This is a genomic window from Campylobacter sp. CNRCH_2014_2452 (assembly GCF_025772865.1).
Lineage (GTDB): Bacteria > Campylobacterota > Campylobacteria > Campylobacterales > Campylobacteraceae > Campylobacter_D > Campylobacter_D lari_D.
In genome coordinates this window covers 26,970-49,504 of sequence record NZ_JAKMSX010000006.1, presented here as the reverse complement: position 1 = coordinate 49,504, position 22,535 = coordinate 26,970, and the positions used below count along the sequence as shown (strand labels likewise).

The following is a 22,535-nucleotide window of genomic DNA, read 5'->3' as shown; positions in this document are numbered from 1 at the left end:
AATATGACTAATTTAGATATAGAAAATAGATTTAAATTAGCAGTACATTATAAAAAAACTACCGAATTTGAAAAATTTGTTATTGAAATTTATAGAATGAGATATCCATATATTCAAGATATTAAACCGCAGGGGCAAAAAGGAGATGGTGGCAATGATGGATATGTTCCTGGTGAGTTGGTTTTACAATGCTATGCACCAGAAAATATTAATGCCAAAACTACGATTGCAAAAATCCAAACTAATTTTGAAAGAGCTAAAAATTCTAATTGGAATTTTAAAGAATGGCATTTTGTTGTCAATGATGATTTTAAAGGTATTTTTCCAGAAATATCGCAAGCTATTGATAAGTTAAATGCACAAAATCAGCAAATAGAAATAAAACTAATAGATACAAAAATGCTTTTGAATCAAGTTTTGAACATCTCTAATACTGATAAGCATAAGGTTTATAATCTTTTGTATTATGAGTATGATGTTGTTAATTTTAATAATTTAGATGCATTGTTTAAAGCAGTTGATTTTATAGTACAAAATACTAAGTTACGGAAATTTGATGCTAATGATGCGTATATGAATTTTGCATTGGAAAAATTTAATACAAATGTGCAAGAAAAAATAAAAATTAATATAAAAAATGCTGATTTTATAAAATTATTTGGTACTTGTATAGGAAAATCACATGAAATTATCGAAGAATATAAAAATAAAATCGATAATTTTGAAGAAACTGGAAGAATTATAAAGGAAAAATTTATGTTTTTTAGAGAGAAATATGATGCAGAAGAATCTTTGAAAAAAACTATCGACTATTTTTGCGATAATAATTGTAAAATTGATCAAAATTCTAGGTTGGCTTTATGGATTGTAATTGCTTATTTCTTTGATATTTGTGACATAGGAGATAAATATGAATGTAATGGGAAATAAATTAACTAAAATAGAAGATTCTTTATTTGTAATTGGGGGATATATTTTAGAAATTCTTTTGCAAGAAAAAAAAGCTATAGATGATTTATATAGTGAGTTTAGTCGTATTTATCCTAAAAAAATTAGTTTTGAAACCTTTATGTATGCAATAGATTTTTTATATATGATTAAAAAATTAAGAATAATCAAAGAAGATATTTTGGAGATTATTATATGAAACTTTTAAGACTTAGTAGCAATTGTAGTACATTTCAACCTATTGACTTTAAAGATGGTTTGAATATTATAGTTGGAGAGAAAACAAAAAATAATAAAGAAACAAGCAATGGTGTCGGGAAAAGTCTTTCATTGCGATGTATAGATTTTTTATTTGGTAAAGATAAAAATGTTGACGAAATAAAAAATATTTTACAGCAAAAAGATATAGTTTTAAATTTATCGTTTTCGCAAAATGAAAAAATACATTTTGTAGAAAGAAGTTATGATAAGATTTTTTTTGATGAAAAAGAAATTAGCCTGAAAGAGTATACAGAAATACTTTATAAATTAAATTTGCAAAATATAATACCAAGTAGTGATTCTATTTTGAGTTTTAGGAATATATTTTCAAGGTTTTTCAGAATACAATCTTTTAAAAACCCTATAGAACAAATAGAAAAAGAAAAAGTTTTTCAAAATAATTATGTAAATGCTTTTTTATTAAAGTTAAATTTGGATTATTTAAATCAGAAATCCAAATTGAAGATAAAGCAAGAGGAAAATAATAAGATTATTCAGCAATTAAATGAATATGAACAAGAGAATAATAAAGAAAATGAATTGGAGTTACAAGAGAGACTTAAAGAGTTAACTAGCAACTTGTCAAATTTTAAGATTGCAGAAAATTATTATGATCTAGAGAAAAAACTCAATGACATTACTTATACCATTGAACAAATGCGAAACGAAAAACTATTTAAAGAAAGGCAATTAAAAAATAAACAAAAAATTATTGATTTAAATAAGCAGTTTGATATTGATATTGATAGAATTAGTAATGTTTATAGAGAGGTTCAGTTTTTCTTTGAAAAATCAACCATAGAGCATATTGAAGCTGTTAAAAAATTTCACGATGAGCTTTTTTATAATAGGAGAGCAAAAGCTGAACGAGATAAAAAGGCTTTGCAAATTGAAATTAGTATTTTAGCGGAAGATATTAAAAAAATGGACGATGAAAGATCTATTCTTTATAAAGAATTGGAAAACAAAGGTGCTTTAAATGAATATCAATCTTTATTAAAAGAAAAGGAAAAAATTATAGAGCAACTAGAAAAAACTCAAAGAATTAAAAAGTTGGTAGTTGATTTAAAACAAAAGCAAGCGGACATCAAGTTGGAAATAGATATTTTTAAGAGAGAGCTTTTAAATTTTGAAAATGAAATTGATATTCAGATAAATAAACTAGGACTTTTATTTAGAGAAATTTCATCTAATTTTTATACAAATAATAAAGGATATTTAGATATTAAAATTAATAATAGTTTTAAAACAGAGCGTTTGTATGATATTAATGCAAGGATAGATGCAGATAAAAGCAATGGTGTTAACAATATGAAAGTATTTATTTATGATATGTTAATTTATAAGTTGAATCCAAAATTGATTGGATTTGTGGGTCATGATAATCTTTTGTTTGATTCTATAGATGAAAGGCAGATTGCCATAGCTTTAAAATATGTAAACGATAATTTAGATCAATATATTTGTTCCATACATGATACAAAATTTAACGAAGCAAATAAATATGCAATTGAAAATAATTTTAATTTGGAAGAGCATGTTTGTGTTAAGCTTAGTGAAAAACACAAACTCTTTGGATTTGATTTTGGTAAACATGGTGAATGAAAGTGCAAAATAACATCATCCTTTATATCACTTGCAAGATAAGCGGTTGCAAGAATTTTCAGTATGTAAAAAATTCTTACATACTGAAAATGATAAAAACAATTAAAGCTTTAAAGGAAAATAATGGCTAAAGCAAAACAAAACACAAGAACACATTTATTGTTAAATAAATTTATCCATGATAAATCACTAGTGCAAAAGCTTGATGAAAGTTATGATTTTAGTAATTTTTCTCAAGCTATAAATTTACAATTTTATCAGCAAGAAAGTGTTAAAAATGCTTTAGCCATACTTTCTTTTTATATGAAAGATGAATTAAATTCACATGAATACAATCAAGAACGTAGAAAGCTTTTAGAATTTTATCAAGATGAAAGCGAGAATTTAAAATTACAAAAAGAACATATCGCAAGAGCTTCATTTTGGATGGCTACAGGAAGTGGTAAAACTATAGTTATGATTAAACTTATAGCTTTGATACATGAATTTATTAAAAATAATCAATTACCTAAAAAGCCTATCATGCTTTTAGCACCAAATGATAAGATTTTAAATCAATTCAAAGCAAATATAGCTAAATACAACAATCATCACAGCAATTTTATCAAAATAAAAGATTTAAAAGATTTTGAAAGCATAGAAAAAGAAGCTAGTTTGTTAAATGAAGCGGTGGTGTATTTTGCAAGAAGTGATTTACTTGAGAGTGAAGAAAATGTAGGCAAAGATAAAAAAGCAAAAAGATTAAACTATAAAAATTATCTTAATAAAGATGGTTGGTATATATTGTTAGATGAAGCTCATAGAGGCGATAGTAAAACATCACTAAGAAAAAACTATTATCATGAGCTTGCTAGAGGTTTTATCAAAGAAGATGAATTTCCAAAAGGCTTTGTTTTTAATTTTTCTGCTACTTTTGAAGATGAAATAGATTTTATAACTTGTGCTTATAATTATAATCTTCAAAAATTCAATCAAGAAGGATATGGTAAAAATATAGCAGTTTTAAATGAGAATTTAGATTTTAAAAGTGAAAATAACGAAGAAGCAAAAATTAAAACGATTTTAGAAAGTTTTATAATATTCAATGCTATTGTAAAATCAAAAGAAGAATTATTTTTAAAAAGACAAGATTTTATATATCACAATCCTTTAATCATAGCAGTTTCTGATAAAGTAAATACTCAAGATGCGGGTATAAAAGCGTATTTTAAGGCAGTGTATAATGTATTAAAAAATAAAGTAGATGTAGGCAATATAGCTTTAGAGCTTTATGAAAAACTTCAAAATCAAAATTTGTATTTTGGTATAAATACACTAAGCGATGATTTTTTAAAATATATAAAAAATGCAAATAACGATGAACTTAGAGAAAATATTTTTTATGCAAATGCAAATGCAAAATTAGAATGTTATAGCATTAAAGGAAATGATAAAGAATTAGCTTTTAAGAGTAAAAATTCAAACAAACCTTTCATGCTTTTAAATATTTCAAATGCAAAAGAATGGGAAAAAGATTTTTTACTTGAGCTTGGGGTAGAAAGCATAAGTGATATATCACAAAGTCATTTTGAAAACATCAATAGCTCACAATCTTCTATCAATATAATGTTAGGAAGTAAGGTTTTTTCAGAAGGTTGGGATAGCAACCGCGTAAATTTAATTTCTTTTATCAATATAGGAAGCATTAATGCTAAAAAATATGTTTTGCAAACTATAGGAAGAGGTGTCAGAATAGAACCTTTTTTAAATATAAGAAAGAGATTAAATGCTTTAAAAGAGATGTTTAAAATCGATGAGCGATGTGTAAATTTAGCATGCGGTTTAGAAACTCTTTTTGTAATGGCAAGTGATAATGAAGCCATAAAAGCTATCATAGAGGGTATAGAATGCGAATTTATGGAAAGTAGGCATTTAAAAGGATTTAAAGATATTAATTCAAAATTGTCGTTTAATTTACCTGTGCCAAAATATAAAAATGAAAATAAACTAAATAGTATCTATAGAATTTCAGAAAAAGAAGCAAAATCTTTAAAAGAATTTATAAAATCTTACGATGAGGATGTTTTGATTTTAGAGCAGTGTTTGTATAAAAATTTTAAATATTCCACATTAGAAGAATTTTATAAATTTAGCGATGACAAAGAAAGTAAAATACAATCAGGAGGCAATGTAGAATTTAATGAAAAAACAACATTAAAAACAATCAATAGCGTGTTAAATTCTAATGCCAAAGTTTTGGATAAATTTGTAAAGTTAAAGGAAGAAATAACGCACCATAAAAATATACAAGCAAAGTTAGATTTTGAAACAGTTAAAAAAATCAATAAGACTATAAAAGATGTTTTGAATGCAAAAAGTGAAGATGAATTAAAAGCAGATTTTGAAAATAAAAAAATAAATTTAGATGAGCTAATGCAAGGTATAAAAGAAAGTCAAAAAAGCAAGGAGGTGCAAAACTATATAATTAGTGCAAAACTTAGCAAGCATTATTATAGCCCTTTAATCATTTACAATAAAAATGATAAAGAAAATAAGATTAATTTTGCCATTTCTAATAAAAGTGAAAAAGAATTTTTAGAAGATTTAGAAAGTAATTTAAAATCATCTTTTTTTGAACAATATGAATGGTATTTTTCTAAATTGGTAGAAAATCAAGATGAAATTTATATCCCTTATTTTGATGAAGAACAACAAAAAGAAAGAAAATTTTATCCTGATTTTATATTTTGGTTAAAAAATAAACAAAGTGGAGATTTTTTTATATATTTTATAGATCCAAAAGGCTTAAAAATAGAAGATAATCCTAGATTTAAATTAAAAGGCTTTAAAGCAATATTTGAAAATAAAAATTTAAGTTATGAAGATAAAAGTATAAAAGTTAATTTGTTTTTTTATAATAAAAATTATACTTTTTCAGACGAATTAAAAGACTTTGTTAAATCTACAATAGAGGATATTTTCAAATGAAAACCTTTTTAGTTTGCGCCTTAGAGCCTTCAGCAAATTTACATTTAAAAGAAGTTTTAAAAGCTTATAAAAATGAGTATAAAGAATTTGATTTAATGGGAATTTATGATGAGAATTTATGTGAAGAATTTAGTTTAAATTCCAAGCCACTTTATAGCTCACATGAGTTTAGTGCTATGGGTTTTATAGAGGTTTTGCCGCTCATTTTAAAAGCTAAAAGAGCCATAAAAGAGCTAGCGAGTTTAAGTTTTGCTCAAAAAATTGATGCGATTTTATGTATAGATTCTCCTGCCTTTAACTTACCTTTTGCAAAGGCTTTAAAAAAAGCAAATTCCAAAGTAAAAAGAATTTATTATATTTTACCTCAAGTTTGGGCATGGAAAAAAGGACGCATTCCTATCATAGAAAGTCATTTTGATGTGTTAGCTTCTATTTTACCTTTTGATAGTGAGTTTTTTAGTAAAAGCACTTATGTGGGACATCCGCTTTTAGATGAGATAAAAGAATTTAAAAATCAAGAAGATATAAATTCTATACTTTCAAAAAAAGATGATGAAAAAATCATCGCTTTCTTACCGGGCTCAAGAAAAAGTGAAATAAAGCGTTTGATGCCTATTTTTAGAGAGCTAAGCGCTAAATTTAAAGGTAAAAAAATCCTTTGCGTACCCGAGTTTAATTTAAAAAGATTAGAAATTTACGGAGAAATGAGTAATTTTGAAATTCAAACTAATACCCCAAAGGTGCTAAAAAATGCTGATTTTGCTTTTATTTGTAGTGGCACAGCTACACTTGAAGCAGCTTTGGTTGGCACGCCTTTTGTGCTTGCTTATAAGGCTAAAGCTATTGACGTATTTATCGCAAGATGTTTTGTAAAACTCAAACATATAGGCCTTGCAAATATCTTTTTGGATTTTGCAGGAAAAAGCGAGCTTAATCCTGAATTTTTACAAGAGCAAGTGAATGTGGAAAATTTATATCAAGCTTATCTTAAATACGATTATAAGGCATTTTTTGATAAAGTAGATTTTTTAAAAGAATATTTGCAATTTGCAAGTGCAAAAAATTTAGCTAAAATACTTTATGAAATCAAATAAGGATAAATCATGCAAAAAGAACCTATGAGTAAATACGGCTATGAGAAATTAGAAAAAGAATTAGAGCATTTAAAAAAAGTTGAACGCCCAAAAGTAGTAGAAGAAATAGACATAGCAAGAAGCCATGGAGATTTAAAAGAAAATGCAGAATATCACGCGGCTAGAGAAAAACAAGCTTTTATAGAAGGAAAGATTGCTGAACTTGGAGATTTGATCTCAAGAGCACAAATCATCGATCCATCTTCTTATGAGCATGATAGTGTGAAATTTGGCTCAACTGTTGTTGTAGAGGATTTAGAAAGTGAAAAACAAAGCACTTATACTTTGGTAGGGGTAAATGAAGGAAATTTAGAAAAAGGCTATATTTCCATTAGCTCACCTATTGCTAAAGCAATGCTTGGTAAAAAAGAAGGGGATGATTTTAAAGTGCGTTTGCCAAAAGGCGAGAGTGAATTTGAAATCATTTCTATAGAATACAAAGCTTTGGAATTTTAATTTTTGCAAAAAATAATTATAAAAGAAAATGCTATTTTTATTGCCGATGCGCATGAAAATAAAAATAGGCATGGTTTTTGGGAGTTTTTGCAAGCCTTAAAAAATAAAAAAATTCAAACTCCACAGCTTTTTTTAATGGGTGATATATTTGATCTTTTAATTTATGAAGTAAAGGCCACGCATGATTTTGCAAAAGCTTATATAGACTTACTTGAAGAACTTGCGTATGAAATTGAAATCATTTATTTAGAAGGCAATCATGATTTTAATTTAGCTAAATTTTTTAAAAAAGTGAAAGTTTTTAGTATAAAACAACAACCCTTGCTTTGCGAATTTCAAGATAAAACCTTAGTAAAATTAGCCCATGGGGATATTTTTTTAAAACCTTTTTTGCAGTTTTGCTTAAAGAGTTTGAGAAATCATTATTTGCTACTTTTTTTAAATTTTTTAAATGTTATTAGTAAAGAAAGAATTACTCAAAAAATTCTAAAAAATCAAAACAAAAAACAACTTATTAGAAAAATTCCCCATTTTTCTGCTTTAGTAAAAGAGCGTTTAAAGCACTATAATATAGGCTTTGTAATAGAAGGTCATTATCATCAAGATGTATTTTTAAAAAATGAAGATATAAAATATCTAAATTTAGCTACTTTTGCATACAAGGAAAGTTTTTTTATAGTAAAATATGAGCTAGAAATCAGATTTCACAAAATAGAACTTAAGGAGGCATAATGTTTGATGAGAATGTCGTTAAAACAGGTTCAAATGAAATGGAACTTGTTGATTTTCGCATCTTTAAGCAAGGCCACGATAAAGTCTATGAGGGAATTTATGGTGTAAATGTTTCTAAGGTTAGAGAAATCATTAAAATTCCTTTTTTGACTGAAATTCCAGGAGTACCTGAATATGTAGAAGGTATTTTTGATCTTCGTGGCGTGGTGATTCCTGTAATCAACCTAGCAAAATGGATGCAAATTCAAGAACCAGAAATGACAAATATAAAACCTAGAGTTATCATTACTGAATTTAGTAATGTTTTAATCGGTTTTATTGTCCATGAGGCGAAAAGAATTCGTAGAATTAACTGGAAAAATATTGAGCCAGCTACTTTTGCAACAAGTGCGGGTAGTTTAGATAAGGGTAAAATTACTGGTGTAACTAAGATCGAAGGAGATGAGGTTTTACTTATCCTAGATTTAGAAAGTATAGTACAAGAACTTGGAATTTATACCCCGCAAACTGATATTGACGATGATAAAATTCAAAAAATCGAAGGTATGGCTTTAGCACTTGATGATAGTTCAACTGCAAGAAAACTTGTTAAAGATTTACTAAATAAAATTGGTCTTAAAGTAATTGAAGCTAAAGATGGTGTTGAAGGTTTACATAAACTAGAAGAGCTTTATAGTACTTATGGCAGTGATTTAAATAAACATTTAAAAATTATTGTAAGTGATGTTGAAATGCCACAAATGGATGGATTCCATTTTGCAGCAAAAGTTAGAGATGATGAGAGATTTAAAAATATTCCTATCGTATTTAACTCTTCTTTATCAAATGAATTTATGAGTGATAAAGGTGTTAAAGAAGCAGGTGGAGATGGGTATTTAGTTAAATTTAATGCAAGTGATTTCTTTGCTGAAATTTCTCGTATCATAGCAAAACATGAAAAAGGTGAGGAGTAAAAATGGAAGATATTCAAGAAATACTTGAGGATTTTTTAGTTGAAGCCTTTGAATTAGTCGAGCAAATTGATCATGATTTGGTTGAATTAGAAGCAAATCCTGAAGATTTAGAATTATTAAATAGAATTTTCCGCGTTGCGCATACTGTTAAAGGATCATCAAGCTTTTTAAATTTTGATGTTTTAACAAAACTTACTCATCATATGGAAGATGTTTTAAATAAAGCAAGACATAATGAGCTTAAAATTACTCCTGAAGTAATGGATGTAGTTTTAGAATCTATTGATATGATGAAGACTTTATTAAATTCTATTAGAGATAATGGAAATGATACAGCAATCGGACTTGATATAGCTCCAATTTGTGCAAGATTAACCGCAATTTCAGAAGGAGAAAGTTTAGAATCAATTACTCCGGCTAAGGCTGAAGAGCCAAAAGAAGAAGTTAAAGAAGAGCCAAAAGCTGAAGAACCTGAAGTTGATGTAAATAAACTTAGTGATGATGAGGTTGAAGCTGAAATTGAAAGACTTTTAAAAGTAAGAAAAGCTGAAGATCAAGCAAGACGCGCTGAAAAGAAAAAAACTCAAGAATCAACTCCAACTCCAAGTAAACCAGCTCCACAAGCACAAAATGCAGCAGCTGAGAAAAAGGTCCCTGCAGCAGGTGGTGGAAGCAGCGGTGCAAATATGGATCAAACAATTAGGGTTGAAGTTAAAAGACTTGATCATTTAATGAACTTAATTGGCGAGCTTGTATTAGGTAAAAACCGCTTGTTAAAAATTTATGATGATGTTGAAGAAAGATATGATGGAGAAAAATTCTTAGAAGAATTAAATCAAGTTGTTTCTCAACTTAGCATTGTCACTACAGATATTCAACTTGCGGTTATGAAAACAAGAATGCAACCTATTGCGAAAGTATTTAATAAATTCCCAAGAGTTGTGCGTGATTTAGGCCGTGAACTTGGTAAACAAATGGAGCTTGAAATTTCAGGGGAAGAAACTGAACTTGATAAGTCTATTGTAGAAGAAATTGGCGATCCTATTATGCATATGATTAGAAATTCTTGTGATCATGGTATAGAAGATCCAGCAACGCGTATAGCTAATGGTAAACCAGAAAAAGGAACGGTTAATCTTAAAGCATATAATGAAGGAAATCATATCGTTGTTGAAATTGCCGATGATGGTAAAGGTTTAGATGCTGATGTGTTAAAATCAAAAGCAATAGAGAAAAACTTAATCACAGAGCGTGAAGCTGATCAAATGAGTGATAAAGAAGCATTTGCATTGATTTTCAAACCAGGTTTTTCAACCGCTGCAAAAATCACCAATGTTTCAGGGCGTGGTGTTGGAATGGATGTTGTTAAAACTAATATTGAAAAATTAAATGGTGTGATTGAAATCGATAGTGAGCTTGGAAAAGGCACTGTGATGAAGCTTAAAATTCCACTTACTTTGGCGATTATTCAATCTTTACTTGTGGGAACTCAAGAAGAATTTTATGCTATTCCACTTGCAAGTGTTCTTGAAACAGTTAGAGTGCCAATTGATGATATTTATACCATTGAAGGTAAAAATGTACTTCGCTTAAGAGATGAGGTTTTATCTTTAGTAAGACTTTCAGATGTATTTGGCGTAAAACAAGTGCTTGAAAATACTGATCAAACTTATGTAGTTGTTATAGGTGTGGCAGAAAGTAAGCTTGGTATTATAGTAGATACTTTAGTAGGTCAAGAAGAAATTGTTATCAAGTCTATGGGTGAGTATTTGCAAAATATCCAAGGTATAGCAGGAGCAACTATCCGTGGTGATGGTAGAGTAACTTTGATTATTGATGTTGCTGCTATGATGGATATAGCTAAAGAAATTAAAGTTGATATTAAAGCACAAATTGAATCGCAATCTAAAAAAACAACTAAAGAAAAACCAAGTGATTATACAGTGCTTATAGTGGATGATTCTAAAATGGATAGAAATATCATGCAAAAATCATTAGAGCCACTAGGTGTAAGTATTATAGAAGCAACTAATGGTGTTGAAGCATTAAATACAATTAAATCAGGCGAGCATGATATTGATGCTGTGTTGATTGATATTGAAATGCCAAGAATGGATGGTTATACCTTAGCAGGTGAAATTAGAAAATATTCTAAATATAAAAACCTCCCACTTGTTGCAGTAACTTCAAGAACTAGTAAATCAGACCGCTTAAGAGGTGTGGAAGTAGGAATGACTGAGTATATTACTAAGCCTTACTCTCCAGAGTACTTAGAAAATGTAGTTAGAAAAAATTTAAAACTAGGATAAGAAGATGAATGATAAATTAAACCAGGTTTTGCAAAAACAACAAGCGCAAATTGCAGAACCTGATGTAGATAAAGAAGAGGATATTATTCAGCTTGTTGGCTTTGTGGTAGGAGATGAGGAATACGCTATTCCAATTCTTAATATCCAAGAAATTATTAAACCTATAGAATATACTAGGGTTCCAAGTGTACCTGATTATGTTTTAGGTGTGTTTAATATGAGGGGTAATGTTATGCCTTTGATTGATCTTGCTAAAAGATTTAATCAAGGTAGTTCTAAAATGACTCCTCAAACAAGATATATTGTTTTAAAAGGTATAGCAAATGGCAATCAAACTCCTGCAGGTAATGCAGGCTTTGTGATAGATAGATTAACAGAAGCTATTAAAATTCACAGAAGCAGGATTGATCCACCACCTGAAACTTTACTAAAAGAAAAAGGTATGATTTTTGGTATAGGCAAAAGAGAAGAAAATATCTTGACTATATTAAAAGCTGAAGCTTTATTAAAGCGTGAGTTTTAATGATAAAGCTTTGTGCCTTTGACTTTGATTCTACGCTAATGGATGGGGAAACTATCGATATTTTAGCGCAAGAATATAATGTTGGTGATGCTGTAAAAGCAATCACCAACAAAGCAATGAATGGTGAGCTTGATTTTTTTGAAAGCTTAAGTGCTAGAGTAGCTTTGCTTGAAGGTATGCCTATAGAGCAGGTAAAGAAATGCTGTGAAAATTTACCTTTGATGAATGGCGCTAAAGAATTATGTGAATATTTAAAAAGTAAGAATATAAAAATAATCGTTTTTAGTGGCGGATTTCATGAAGGAATTGATTTAATACAAAATAAACTTCATTTTGATTTTGGTTTTGCTAACTTTTTACATAGTAAAAATGGTTTTTTAACAGGAAAAGTTGGCGGAGAAATTATGTTTAATAACTCAAAAGGTATTATACTACAAAGACTTAAGAAATTTTTAAATTTAAAAACAGAAGAAATTATGTGTGTAGGCGATGGAGCTAATGATATTTCTATGTTTAAAGAATGTGGATTAAAAATAGCTTTTTGTGCCAAAGAAATTTTAAAATCTCATGCAGATATTTGTATAGATAAGAAAGATTTAAAAGAAATAATAAAGGTAATACAATGAAAAAATTTTCGCTATGGTGTGATTTTATAGAAAATGAATTTTTAGATCATGAATTTTTAGATTTAATTTACTCAAAAACAATCAATGGTGCTACCTCAAATCCTGCTATTTTTAAAAATGCGATTTTAAACTCAGCTATTTATAAAGAAAAAATCAAAAAATCAAATCTTAAAGATAAAAAAGCTTTATATGAGTATCTTGCGATAGAAGATATAGCTAAGGCTGCGGATAAATTAGCTATTAATTATTATGAAAATAATGATGGTTTTATTAGTATTGAAATTGACCCAAGATTAAAAGATAATACTAGCCTATCTTTGGCCGAAGCAAAAAGATTATACATGCAAATTGCAAAAGAAAATGTGATGATGAAAATTCCTGCTACAGAAGCTTCTTATGAAGTAATGCAAGAATTAATGAAAAATGGTATTAATGTTAACGCTACTTTGATTTTTGATTTTGAGCAAACTAAAAAATGCTTTGAAGCTTTAAATTTAGGTTTAAAAGAATTTAGAAAAAATAATACCGCAGCTAAAAAAGAGCCTCGAGCAGTTATTAGTATTTTTGTAAGCCGTTTTGATAGATTATTAAATAATCAAGTTTTAGATAAAAATTATATAGGAATTCTTACTGCAACAAAGGCTTATAATTATATCATTAAACAAAATGAAACAAATATTAGAGCTTTATTTGCAAGTACAGGTGTTAAGGGTGATGATTTAGAAAAAGATTATTATATTAAAGAATTACTCTATGATAAAGCTATTAATACTGCACCACTAGATGCTATTAAGGCTTTTAAAGGTAAGCAAATTATATTTAAAGAGCCTTTGAAAGATGAATGTATAGAGAAAAAATTAAATGCAAATATTTCAAAAGATGCTTTAAGTAAAGCTTGTAAAGATTTGCTTGATGATGGTTTGGAGCAATTTTGCATAGCTTATGAAGATATTTTAAAATCTTTATAAACTTATTTGGCTATAATTAGCGTTTATTTTTTTAGAAAGGAAACAGATGTTAGAAGGTATCGTTAGAGAGAGTATCGGTAGAAAAGCTGCTAAAGCTTTAAAAAGAGATGGTTATCTAATCGCAAACATCTACGGAAAAGGATTAGAAAACATCAATGCTGCTTTTAAAGTAAATGAATTTATTAAAGAAGTACGCAAAAAAACTACTTTAGCTTTTGATGTAAAAGTAGCAGATAAAGTATTAAATGTTGTGGTAGTTGATTATCAAAAAGATCCTGTAACTGCAGAATTAAAACACGTAGATTTAAAAGTAGCACAAAAAGGTGTTATTTCTAAATATATGGTTCCTGTAAAGATTGTAGGAACAGCTATGGGTCTTAAAAATAAAGGTGTTTTAATCCAATCAAAAAGAAGATTGAAAGTAAAATGTGCAGCTGAAAACTTACCAAATTATTTTGAATTAGATGTAACTAAACTTGATGTTGGTGATGCACTTTTAATCCGCGATGTAGTTGTACCTGAGGGTGTAACTATGGTTGATGCTGATAGAGTAGCTGTAGTTGGCGTAGAAAAAGCAAGATAAAATGACCTTAGTCGTAGGACTTGGTAATATAGGAGAACAATACGCCCAAACCCGTCACAATGTAGGGTTTATGCTAATTGACTTAATTTTGAAAGATTTGCAAACAGCAAAGCTTTCAAATGCCAAATTTAAAGGAGAGCTTTTTAAAGGCTCTTCTACTCTTTTTTTAAAACCTTCCACTTATATGAATTTATCAGGAGAAAGTGTAAAAGCTGTTAGTGAATATTATAAATGTGATAGAATCATTGTAATCCATGATGATATAGATTTAAATTTGGGTGCATTGAAATTTAAAATGGGTGGATCAAGCGGTGGACATAATGGGCTTAAAAGTATAGATAATCTTTGTGGCAATGCTTATGAGAGGGTACGGATAGGAGTAGGAAAAGGACAAGATGTAATTTCTCATGTTTTGGGAAAATTTAAACAAGAAGAACAAGAAAGCTTAACTAAGGTTTTAGAACATAGTAAAAAAGCCTTACTTGAGCTTTTAAATTCTGATATAGAAAAAATCGCTTCAAAATATTCTTTAAAAAGTTAAACGATGAGTATATTTTTTCGCTATATTTCATCTTTGTATTTAAAATCATTTTTTATTTTATTTTTTTCTTTGACTTTTTTCTTCGTAGCGATTGATTTTTTACTCAATTTCAATAGACTGCCAAAAAGTGCAAATTTAGAGCTTTTATATATATTTTTCTTAACATGTTCAGCAGCTTCTTATATACTACCTTTAGCTATAGTCCTTGCTTTGGTTTTATGTATTTTTAATATGATACGCTCGAATGAATTTGTTAGCTTATATGCTTTGGGTTTAAGTAAAAATCAAGTGATTTTTTATCCTTTTTTATGGGCTATGTTTTTTTGTTGTGTTTATGTAGGACTTAATTTTAGTGCCTTTGCTTATGCAGATGAATATAAAAGTAATATTCTCAAGCGTGGCGTTGTAGATAGAGAGGGTGGGGAAGTTTTGATTAAATATAATGATAAATTTATTTATATACAAAAAACAAGTTCTCAAACCTTATATAATATAAAAATCTTTGATGTAAAAAATTTAGACATTCAAAGCACAATCCATGCAAAAACTGCTAAATTTGATGGAGATTCTTGGAACTTAAATGACGCTAAAGCTACTAATGTACCACAAAATTTGATTGTTTCAAAAGAGGGTTTAAGCGTAGAAGAATTTAAAAATATCAAAGGCTTAGAAGATTTTTCTCCAAAAATCTTAGAAAGAATTTCTTTGGTAGAGAGCAATCCTTCTTATTCTATTTTAGACGCGCTAGAAAGTATGGCAATTTTCGCAAAACAAAATATTTCTACTAATACACTTAGAACAAGTTTATATTCTTTAGTTCTTACACCATTTTTTGCGCCATTTTTAATGCTTATTGTGTATTATTATTTTCCTTTAACAGCAAGATTTTTTAATCTCGCACTTTTAGCTTTTGTGTTTTTTGTGTGCATACTTTTAGTTTGGGGTTTGTTGTTTTTATTAACAAGATTGAGTGAAAATGAAATTTTACTTCCAGAGCTTGGTATAATGCTACCAGTATTTATTTTAATAAGTATAGGAAGTTTTTATTATTTTAAACACAAATAACTACAAGTGAGGTTTTTATGGATTATTTAAAACTAGCAAAAGAATACAACACACCATTTTATATTTATGATTTTGATAAAATTAAAGAGCGTTTTACAATGTTAAAAGATGCTTTTAAGGCAAGAAAATCACAAATTTTTTATGCAGTCAAAGCAAATTCTAATTTAAGTGTTTTAAAGCTTTTAGCTTCTTTAGATAGTGGGTTTGATTGTGTTAGTGCGGGTGAGATTTATAGAGCTTTAAAAGCAGGGGCTAAAAATTATAAAATTATTTTTAGCGGGGTAGGTAAAAGTACTGATGAATTAAAATATGCTTTAGAGCAAAACATACTTTATGTAAATTTAGAAAGTTATGAAGAAATGCTTCTTTTGGAGCAAATTGCTAAAGAAAGTCAAAAGATAGCTCGTATAAGCATAAGGGTAAATCCAAATGTAGATGCTAAAACACATCCTTATATTTCTACAGGTTTGCATGAAAATAAATTTGGTGTAGATATAGAAAGTGCTAAAAAAATGTATCTTTATGCTAAAAACTCACAATTTTTAGAGCCAGTTGGAGTGCATTTTCACATAGGTTCACAAATTCTTGATATAAGTAGTATCCATGAGGCCTCAGCGATTGTTGCAAAATTAGTAAAAGAACTTTTAGCTTTGAAAATTAATATTAAATTCTTTGATATAGGCGGGGGTTTAGGGGTTTGTTATAAAGATGAACAAGAGCCAAATTTATATGATTATGCTCAAGGAATTTTAGCAAGTTTGCAAGGTCTTGATGTGTGTATAGGTATGGAACCTGGCAGGTTTTTGGTAGCAAATGCAGGTGAGTTTGTTACTAAAGTTTTATATGAAAAATTTAATGATAAAAAGCGTTTTGTGATTATTGATGGGGCGATGAATGATTTATTGCGTCCAAGTTTATATAGTGCTTATCATGAAATCAAGCTTTTGAGTGAAAATAAAGAAGAAAGCCTTTGTGATATTGTTGGTGGGGTTTGTGAGAGTGGAGATTTTTTAGCTAAAGATAGAAAACTAGCTAAAACAAAAGCAGGAGATTTGATCATAGTTAAAAGTGCAGGTGCATATGGTTTTAGCATGAGTAGTAATTACAATACTCGTAATAGAGTATGTGAGCTAGCTTGTGAAAATGGCAAGGTAAGAATGATTAGAAAAAGAGAAAGTTATGAGGATCAAATTGCTTTAGAGCTTGATTTTTTAAAGGATTAAAATGTTGTTTTTAGATGTGCAAGGAACTTTGATTTCAGATCATGATAAAAGTCCTATAAATGGTGCTTTAGAACTCATTAAATCTTTAAATAAAGAAAAAATTCCTTATGTAATTATTACTAATAATACCAAAAAATTAGATTTTTTAAATTACTTGCAAAATTTGGGTTTTGAAATTAATGAAAAGGTTTATATTGATCCTTTTTGTGTTTTAAAAGATTATTTAAAACCTTGTAAAATAGCAGCTTTTGGGGCAAAAGAATTTTTAGATTCACTTCAAGAGTTAGGTTATGAGCTTGATTATAAAAATCCAAAAGCATTTTTACTAGCAAGTTATGATGATTTTAAATTTCAAGATTTTGCTAATATGATAGAGTATATTAAAGATGGCGTGCAAGCTATAGCAATGCATGAGGGTAGTATTTATAAGAAAAACTCAAGGCTTTATCCAGGCGTTGGAAGCATCATGTCTATGCTTAAAAATGTATGCGAGTTTGATTATAAAGTGATAGGAAAACCTAGTAAGGCTTTTTATGAAAGTGCTTTAAAATTATTAAAACAGCAAGATTGTAATGTGAGTTTTAAAAAGACTTTGATTATTAGTGATGATTTTAAAGGCGATTTGCTTGGTGCTTATGAGCTTGGTATGCAAACAGGCTTAGTTTTAAGTGGTAAAATTTCTAACACTCAAGGTCTTGATACAACTAAACTTAATTTTGTATATGATAGTATTAAGGATTACTACATATCGAGGTTTAAATGAAAGATATAGAAAAATTACGCAATAAAATCGATACTATCGATGATAAAATTTTGGCTTTGCTTAATGAAAGAATGCTTCATGTTAAAGATATAGGAGTTATTAAACAAAATTTAGGTGGAAGTATTTATAGACCTGAGCGTGAAAGAGCTATTATAAATAGACTTAAAAATTATAATCATGGTTTATTAGATCAAAATGCAATCGAAGCAATTTATCAAGAAATTTTTGCTGTATCAAGAAATTTAGAAATGCCTCAAAGCATAGCTTATTTAGGGCCTGAAGGAAGTTATACGCATCAAGTAGCAAGAACGCGTTTTGGTGCTATGAGTCGTTATACTCCACTTGCAAATATAGAAGATGTTTTTAAAGAATTAGCTCACAAAGAAGCAAAATATGGAGTAGTACCTATAGAAAATAATACAGCAGGTGCAGTGGGTGTGACGCTTGATTGTCTTGGAAAATATGAAGATGTAAAGATTTTTGCTGAAATTTATATGGACATTCATCATTCTTTTGTAAGTATGAGTGAAAATTTAAAAGATATTAAACGCATATATTCTCATCCACAAGGCTATAATCAATGTAGAAATTTTTTAGAAAGTCATGATTTAAGTGAAGTAGAATTTGTAGCAAGCAAATCCACAGCTCATGCGGCTTACTTAGCTTCTCAAGATGTTACTTCAGCTGCGATTTGCTCTAAAATTGCAGCAAAACTTTATAATATACCTATATTATTTGAAACGATTGAGGATAATTTGGCAAATCGCACTAGGTTTTTGATTTTAAGTGATATAAAAATACCTCAAATGCCTCATTGTAAAACTTCTATCTTAGCACTTGCTGCACACAAACCAGGTGGGCTTAGCGATTTGTTGTATGAGTTTAAAAAAGAGGGGATAAATTTAACAAAACTTGAATCACGCCCTATAAAAACAAGAGAATTTGTGCATAGTTTTTATATAGATTTTGAAGGACATATTGATGATGAAAATGTCCAAAGAGTATTAAAAAAAGCTGAGCATATAAAATGGCTTGGATCATATTTATCAGGAGAAAGCAATGAAATTTAATCCTTTTTTAGAAGCTATTAAAACTTATGAAAGTGGCAAGGATATGGATTTAGTTGCTAAAGAATATGGTTTAAAAGAAGTTATTAAACTAGCAAGTAATGAAAATCCTTATGGCACAAGCAAAAAAGCTAAAGAAGCCATCATAAATAATGCACATTTAGCTCATTTATATCCTGATGATACTATGAGTGAATTAAAACAAGCTCTAGCACAAAAATATGATATTTTAAAAGAAAATCTCATCATAGGTAGTGGGAGTGATCAAATCATAGAATATATAGTACATGCAAAACTTGATCATTCTAAGGCTTATTTGCAATGTGGGGTTAGTTTTGCTATGTATGAAATTTATGCAAAACAACTAGGAGTTAAGATTTATAAAACTCCAAGTTTAACCCATGATTTAAATGAGTTATATGAGTTATATCAAAAGCATAAAAATGAAATCAAAGTAATTTTTTTATGCTTACCTAACAATCCTTTGGGTGAGTGTTTAGACGCAAGTGAGGTTTTTGAGTTTTTAGAGAAAATTGATGAAGATTGTTTGGTGGCCATTGATGGAGCTTATAATGAATTTGCTTCATTTAAAGATAGCAAAAAGCATATTAATCCTAAAGAATTAATCCATAAATTTCAAAATGCAGTATATCTAGGAACCTTTTCTAAGCTTTATGGTTTGGGCGGTATGAGAGTGGGTTATGGTATAGCTTGCAAGGAAATTATCAATGCATTTTATAAATTACGAGCACCTTTTAATGTGACTAATTTGAGTTTAAAAGCTGCTGTTGCTGCATTAGATGATGATGAGTTTGTGCAAAAAACCTTAGAAAATAATTTTTCACAAATGAAACTTTATGAAGATTTTGCTAAAAATTATAAAATTCGATACATTCCAAGCTATACAAATTTTATTACCTATTTTTTTGATGAAAAAAATAGCACAGATTTATCTGAAAAACTGCTTAAAAACGGTATAATAATAAGAAATTTACAAAGTTATGGTTTAAATGCTGTGCGTATAAGTATAGGTACAGAGTATGAAAATTCAAGGTTTTTTGAAGAGTTTTCTAAAAATTTTTAGTTTGTAGGAAATAAATGGATTATAAAACTATACTGCACCAAGTAGGTCAGCTTTATCAAAATTTAAGTTTAAGACAGCGTATTATTATTGCTGCTTCTATTGTTGTTGTAGTTGGATTTTTAGTATTTTTAACCCTTTTTAGAAGTGGCTCTACAGTAGCTAGCGAAGCTGGATATTCAGTATTATTTGAAAATGCTAATACTAGTGATTCAGCGATGATAGTAACTCAACTTGAAAAAAGTGGAGTTCCTTATATTTTGCGTAATGAAGGAACGATTTTGGTTCCTAATGAACAAGTATATAAACAGCGTTTAGCTATTGCTTCTGCAGGATTATTGCCAAAAGATAATAAAGTAGGCTTTGAGCTTTTTGATAAACAAGAATTTGGAGCCACAGAAGCTGAGCAAAAGGTAAAATACCAAAGAGCATTAGAAGGTGAGCTTGCTAGAACGATTGAAAGTTTAGAGCCTATTCATAGTGCTACGGTTCATATTGCTTTTGCTAAAGATACACTTTTTACCCAACAACAAGTTCCACCAACTGCTTCAGTAGCTTTGACTATAAAAGAAGGTTTAAAGCTTAATAAAAAGCAAATTATGGGGATTAAAAACTTAATCGCTTCTTCAGTAACAAAACTTACTCCAGAAAATGTAAAAATTATGGATCAAAAAGGTATTCCTTTAGATGATGAGGGTGCTTTTGAAAGTGATTTAATTGCTGCTCAAATTAAATATAAAAGAGATCAAGAATATGAATTAGAGCAAAAAATTGTTGCTTCTATTGCTCCATTTGCAGGTGGCTATGATAGGGTAGTAGCAAAGGTTAGTATTGATTATGATTTTTCTAAAGAAGAATCACAAAGTGAAGTATATGATCCAAATACTGTTGTGCGTAGTGAGCAAACCTTGGAAGAGCATAGAGAAGGTTATAAAGATAAAGAAATTCAAGGTGTACCAGGTGCTGTTTCAAACATCGGTCCTGTGGAAGGTTTGGATGATAAAGGTGCGCGCGAGGTTTATACTAAAAATCAAACTACAACCAATAATGAAATTTCTAAAAAAATTACCAACACCACTAAGCAATTTGCAACCATTAAAAGAATTTCTGCAGCTGTTGTGGTAGATGGAAAGTATAAAGTAATTACTGATGATCAGGGAAATATTACTAATGAATATATTCCTTTGAGTGATAAAGAAATTAAAGCGATTGAAAATCTTACTAAAGGTGCCATAGGATTTAATCTTGCTAGAGGTGATGCGGTTGAAGTAAATAATTTGGAATTTCATAGAACAGCTAAAGTTGAAAATAAGGTTCAAACTTTTTATTCAAGATTTGTTGAGCCTTTTATTCCACCTGTTAAGTATGTATTTGCCGCGATTTTGCTTTTTATCTTTTACAAAAAAATTATTGTGCCATTTTCTCAAAAAATGCTTGCAGATATTAGACTTGAAGAAGAGATGGAAGGTAAGGATGGGCAGATTATTGATGAGGCTGAAGATGCTATTGAAAAATTCAATGCTGCTCGTAGAAAAGTTGAAGAACAGCTTGGTTTTGGAGATAGTTTTGATGAGGATGCATTACAATATGATGTTTTACTTGAAAAATTAAGAGCAGTAGCTAATGAAAAAGGCGAAGAAGTGGCATTATTGTTGCAAAAACTTGTTGAAAATGAAGCTGAATTTGGTGAGAAGGATATCTAGTGATAAAGCTTAGCGAAGAACAAAAAATGGTCTATGATGACCTTTCTATGCCAGAAAAGGTTGCCATATTTTTAATCCAACTTGGAGAAGATGTAACGACAGTTTTATTTTCTCATATGGATATTAATGTTATTACCGAAATTTCTCGCTATATTGCTTTAGCAAAAAATGTTGATAAGCCAGTTGCTACTGCAGTGCTTGAGGAATTTTATACTTTATTACAATCAAATCAATACTTAAAAAGTGGTGGTTTGGAATATGCAAAAGAAATTTTATTTAGAACTTTTGGTCCTGAAATTGCCAATAAAATTTTGGAAAAACTTACCAAAAGTATGGAAAATAATCAAAATTTTGCTTATCTTTCACAAATTAAACCACAACAACTTGCAGACTTTATTATTAAAGAACACCCGCAAACTATAGCTTTGATTTTAGCTCATATGGATACTACTCAAGCTGCTGAAACTTTGGAATATTTTAGCGATGAATTAAGAGCTGAAGTTGTAATAAGAATGGCAAATCTTGGAGATATATCTCCTTCAATTATCAAAAGAGTATCTGCTGTGCTTGAAAGTAAGCTTGAAAGTCTTACTTCTTATAAAGTTGAAGTGGGTGGTCCAAGAGCAGTTGCTGAAGTGCTTAATCGCTTGGGTCAAAAAGCCTCTAAAACAACACTTTCTTATATTGAGCAAAGTGATGAAAAACTTGCTACAACCATTAAAGATTTAATGTTTACCTTTGATGATATTTCTCAACTTAGTACTAATGCGATTAGAGAAGTTTTAAAAGCTGCTGACAAGCGTGATTTGATGATAGGTTTAAAGGGCGCAAGCGAGGATTTAAAACAAAAATTTATGTCCAATATGTCTACGCGTGCTGCTGAAGCTTTTGTAGAAGAAATGGGCTTTTTGGGTGCTGTGCGTGTTAAAGATGTAGAAGAAGCACAAAGAAAAGTTGTAGAAGTGGTGCAAAAACTTGCAGAACAAGGTCTTATCCAAGTGGGTGAGGCTGATGAGATGATAGAGTAA

The 22,535-nt window shown here is 29.1% G+C and carries 21 protein-coding genes; all 21 read left to right on the top strand.

Translation table 11 applies throughout. The features are described 5' to 3' along the window. Positions 1-3 precede the first annotated feature (3 nt). The 21 genes from L8X38_RS05290 (at position 4) to fliG (ending at position 22,535) form a co-directional block, all read left to right on the top strand. Positions 4-930 (top strand): hypothetical protein, encoded by a 927-nt coding sequence (locus L8X38_RS05290; protein ID WP_263661485.1) that lies wholly within the window; start codon positions 4-6, stop codon positions 928-930. Next, entirely contained in the window at positions 911-1,147 is a 237-nt protein-coding gene (locus L8X38_RS05285) for an ABC-three component system middle component 6 (RefSeq protein WP_052797873.1), read from the top strand. Before L8X38_RS05290 ends, L8X38_RS05285 begins: the two co-directional genes overlap by 20 nt. Continuing rightward, positions 1,144-2,814 (top strand): DUF2326 domain-containing protein, encoded by a 1,671-nt coding sequence (locus L8X38_RS05280; RefSeq protein WP_052797874.1) that lies wholly within the window; start codon positions 1,144-1,146, stop codon positions 2,812-2,814. The genes L8X38_RS05285 and L8X38_RS05280 overlap by 4 nt, the downstream gene beginning before the upstream one ends. A gap of 123 nt (positions 2,815-2,937) precedes the next feature. Next, positions 2,938-5,781 carry a DEAD/DEAH box helicase family protein gene (locus L8X38_RS05275; protein WP_263661484.1) on the top strand — a complete coding sequence of 948 codons (2,844 nt, stop codon included), beginning with the start codon at positions 2,938-2,940 and terminating at the stop codon, positions 5,779-5,781. Next, positions 5,778-6,875, top strand: coding sequence for a lipid-A-disaccharide synthase (gene lpxB, locus L8X38_RS05270; protein ID WP_263661483.1), 1,098 nt, complete (start codon positions 5,778-5,780; stop codon positions 6,873-6,875). The genes L8X38_RS05275 and lpxB overlap by 4 nt, the downstream gene beginning before the upstream one ends. Positions 6,876-6,884: 9 nt before the next feature. Next, positions 6,885-7,370 (top strand): transcription elongation factor GreA, encoded by a 486-nt coding sequence (gene greA / locus L8X38_RS05265; RefSeq protein WP_039619215.1) that lies wholly within the window; start codon positions 6,885-6,887, stop codon positions 7,368-7,370. Positions 7,371-7,373: 3 nt separating this feature from the next. Further along, positions 7,374-8,102 carry a UDP-2,3-diacylglucosamine diphosphatase gene (locus tag L8X38_RS05260; RefSeq protein ID WP_263661482.1) on the top strand — a complete coding sequence of 243 codons (729 nt, stop codon included), beginning with the start codon at positions 7,374-7,376 and terminating at the stop codon, positions 8,100-8,102. Next, on the top strand, positions 8,102-9,055 hold the full coding sequence (locus L8X38_RS05255) for a chemotaxis protein (protein ID WP_133319535.1): 954 nt from the start codon (positions 8,102-8,104) through the stop codon (positions 9,053-9,055). Before L8X38_RS05260 ends, L8X38_RS05255 begins: the two co-directional genes overlap by 1 nt. 2 nt (positions 9,056-9,057) lie before the next feature. Then, complete coding sequence (locus L8X38_RS05250; protein ID WP_220566582.1) at positions 9,058-11,364, top strand: chemotaxis protein CheW; 2,307 nt, start codon at positions 9,058-9,060, stop codon at positions 11,362-11,364. A gap of 4 nt (positions 11,365-11,368) precedes the next feature. Further along, a complete protein-coding gene (locus L8X38_RS05245; RefSeq protein WP_133319537.1) occupies positions 11,369-11,887 on the top strand; it encodes a chemotaxis protein CheW in 519 nt (172 codons plus the stop codon). Next, positions 11,887-12,513 (top strand): phosphoserine phosphatase SerB, encoded by a 627-nt coding sequence (serB, locus tag L8X38_RS05240; protein ID WP_133319538.1) that lies wholly within the window; start codon positions 11,887-11,889, stop codon positions 12,511-12,513. The genes L8X38_RS05245 and serB overlap by 1 nt, the downstream gene beginning before the upstream one ends. Then, on the top strand, positions 12,510-13,481 hold the full coding sequence (locus tag L8X38_RS05235; RefSeq protein ID WP_263659766.1) for a transaldolase: 972 nt from the start codon (positions 12,510-12,512) through the stop codon (positions 13,479-13,481). Before serB ends, L8X38_RS05235 begins: the two co-directional genes overlap by 4 nt. A gap of 46 nt (positions 13,482-13,527) precedes the next feature. Continuing rightward, positions 13,528-14,064, top strand: a complete 537-nt coding sequence (locus tag L8X38_RS05230) for a 50S ribosomal protein L25/general stress protein Ctc (RefSeq protein WP_133319540.1) — start codon at positions 13,528-13,530, stop codon at positions 14,062-14,064. A 1-nt stretch (position 14,065) separates the two neighbouring features. Beyond that, positions 14,066-14,605, top strand: a complete 540-nt coding sequence (gene pth / locus L8X38_RS05225) for an aminoacyl-tRNA hydrolase (RefSeq protein ID WP_263659767.1) — start codon at positions 14,066-14,068, stop codon at positions 14,603-14,605. Positions 14,606-14,608: 3 nt separating this feature from the next. After that, positions 14,609-15,670, top strand: a complete 1,062-nt coding sequence (locus L8X38_RS05220) for an LptF/LptG family permease (RefSeq protein WP_220566586.1) — start codon at positions 14,609-14,611, stop codon at positions 15,668-15,670. 17 nt (positions 15,671-15,687) lie between these two features. Beyond that, positions 15,688-16,893, top strand: a complete 1,206-nt coding sequence (lysA, locus tag L8X38_RS05215; RefSeq protein WP_263661481.1) for a diaminopimelate decarboxylase — start codon at positions 15,688-15,690, stop codon at positions 16,891-16,893. A 1-nt stretch (position 16,894) separates the two neighbouring features. Further along, entirely contained in the window at positions 16,895-17,656 is a 762-nt protein-coding gene (locus L8X38_RS05210) for an HAD-IIA family hydrolase (protein ID WP_263661480.1), read from the top strand. Further along, on the top strand, positions 17,653-18,726 hold the full coding sequence (gene pheA, locus L8X38_RS05205; protein WP_263661479.1) for a prephenate dehydratase: 1,074 nt from the start codon (positions 17,653-17,655) through the stop codon (positions 18,724-18,726). The genes L8X38_RS05210 and pheA overlap by 4 nt, the downstream gene beginning before the upstream one ends. Continuing rightward, positions 18,716-19,807 (top strand): histidinol-phosphate transaminase, encoded by a 1,092-nt coding sequence (gene hisC, locus L8X38_RS05200; protein WP_263661478.1) that lies wholly within the window; start codon positions 18,716-18,718, stop codon positions 19,805-19,807. Before pheA ends, hisC begins: the two co-directional genes overlap by 11 nt. 14 nt (positions 19,808-19,821) lie before the next feature. Further along, positions 19,822-21,507 carry a flagellar basal-body MS-ring/collar protein FliF gene (fliF, locus tag L8X38_RS05195; protein ID WP_263661477.1) on the top strand — a complete coding sequence of 562 codons (1,686 nt, stop codon included), beginning with the start codon at positions 19,822-19,824 and terminating at the stop codon, positions 21,505-21,507. Continuing rightward, positions 21,507-22,535 carry a flagellar motor switch protein FliG gene (fliG, locus tag L8X38_RS05190; RefSeq protein ID WP_039619192.1) on the top strand — a complete coding sequence of 343 codons (1,029 nt, stop codon included), beginning with the start codon at positions 21,507-21,509 and terminating at the stop codon, positions 22,533-22,535. The genes fliF and fliG overlap by 1 nt, the downstream gene beginning before the upstream one ends.

Bases quoted from the DNA above. Each gene is read 5' to 3' on its own strand.
- L8X38_RS05290 (WP_263661485.1), top strand. From the start codon at position 4: ATGACTAATTTAGATATAGAAAATAGATTTAAATTAGCAGTACATTAT.
- L8X38_RS05285 (WP_052797873.1), top strand. From the start codon at position 911: ATGAATGTAATGGGAAATAAATTAACTAAAATAGAAGATTCTTTATTT.
- L8X38_RS05280 (WP_052797874.1), top strand. From the start codon at position 1,144: ATGAAACTTTTAAGACTTAGTAGCAATTGTAGTACATTTCAACCTATT.
- L8X38_RS05275 (WP_263661484.1), top strand. From the start codon at position 2,938: ATGGCTAAAGCAAAACAAAACACAAGAACACATTTATTGTTAAATAAA.
- lpxB (WP_263661483.1), top strand. From the start codon at position 5,778: ATGAAAACCTTTTTAGTTTGCGCCTTAGAGCCTTCAGCAAATTTACAT.
- greA (WP_039619215.1), top strand. From the start codon at position 6,885: ATGCAAAAAGAACCTATGAGTAAATACGGCTATGAGAAATTAGAAAAA.
- L8X38_RS05255 (WP_133319535.1), top strand. From the start codon at position 8,102: ATGTTTGATGAGAATGTCGTTAAAACAGGTTCAAATGAAATGGAACTT.
- L8X38_RS05250 (WP_220566582.1), top strand. From the start codon at position 9,058: ATGGAAGATATTCAAGAAATACTTGAGGATTTTTTAGTTGAAGCCTTT.
- L8X38_RS05245 (WP_133319537.1), top strand. From the start codon at position 11,369: ATGAATGATAAATTAAACCAGGTTTTGCAAAAACAACAAGCGCAAATT.
- serB (WP_133319538.1), top strand. From the start codon at position 11,887: ATGATAAAGCTTTGTGCCTTTGACTTTGATTCTACGCTAATGGATGGG.
- L8X38_RS05235 (WP_263659766.1), top strand. From the start codon at position 12,510: ATGAAAAAATTTTCGCTATGGTGTGATTTTATAGAAAATGAATTTTTA.
- L8X38_RS05230 (WP_133319540.1), top strand. From the start codon at position 13,528: ATGTTAGAAGGTATCGTTAGAGAGAGTATCGGTAGAAAAGCTGCTAAA.
- pth (WP_263659767.1), top strand. From the start codon at position 14,066: ATGACCTTAGTCGTAGGACTTGGTAATATAGGAGAACAATACGCCCAA.
- L8X38_RS05220 (WP_220566586.1), top strand. From the start codon at position 14,609: ATGAGTATATTTTTTCGCTATATTTCATCTTTGTATTTAAAATCATTT.
- lysA (WP_263661481.1), top strand. From the start codon at position 15,688: ATGGATTATTTAAAACTAGCAAAAGAATACAACACACCATTTTATATT.
- L8X38_RS05210 (WP_263661480.1), top strand. From the start codon at position 16,895: ATGTTGTTTTTAGATGTGCAAGGAACTTTGATTTCAGATCATGATAAA.
- pheA (WP_263661479.1), top strand. From the start codon at position 17,653: ATGAAAGATATAGAAAAATTACGCAATAAAATCGATACTATCGATGAT.
- hisC (WP_263661478.1), top strand. From the start codon at position 18,716: ATGAAATTTAATCCTTTTTTAGAAGCTATTAAAACTTATGAAAGTGGC.
- fliF (WP_263661477.1), top strand. From the start codon at position 19,822: ATGGATTATAAAACTATACTGCACCAAGTAGGTCAGCTTTATCAAAAT.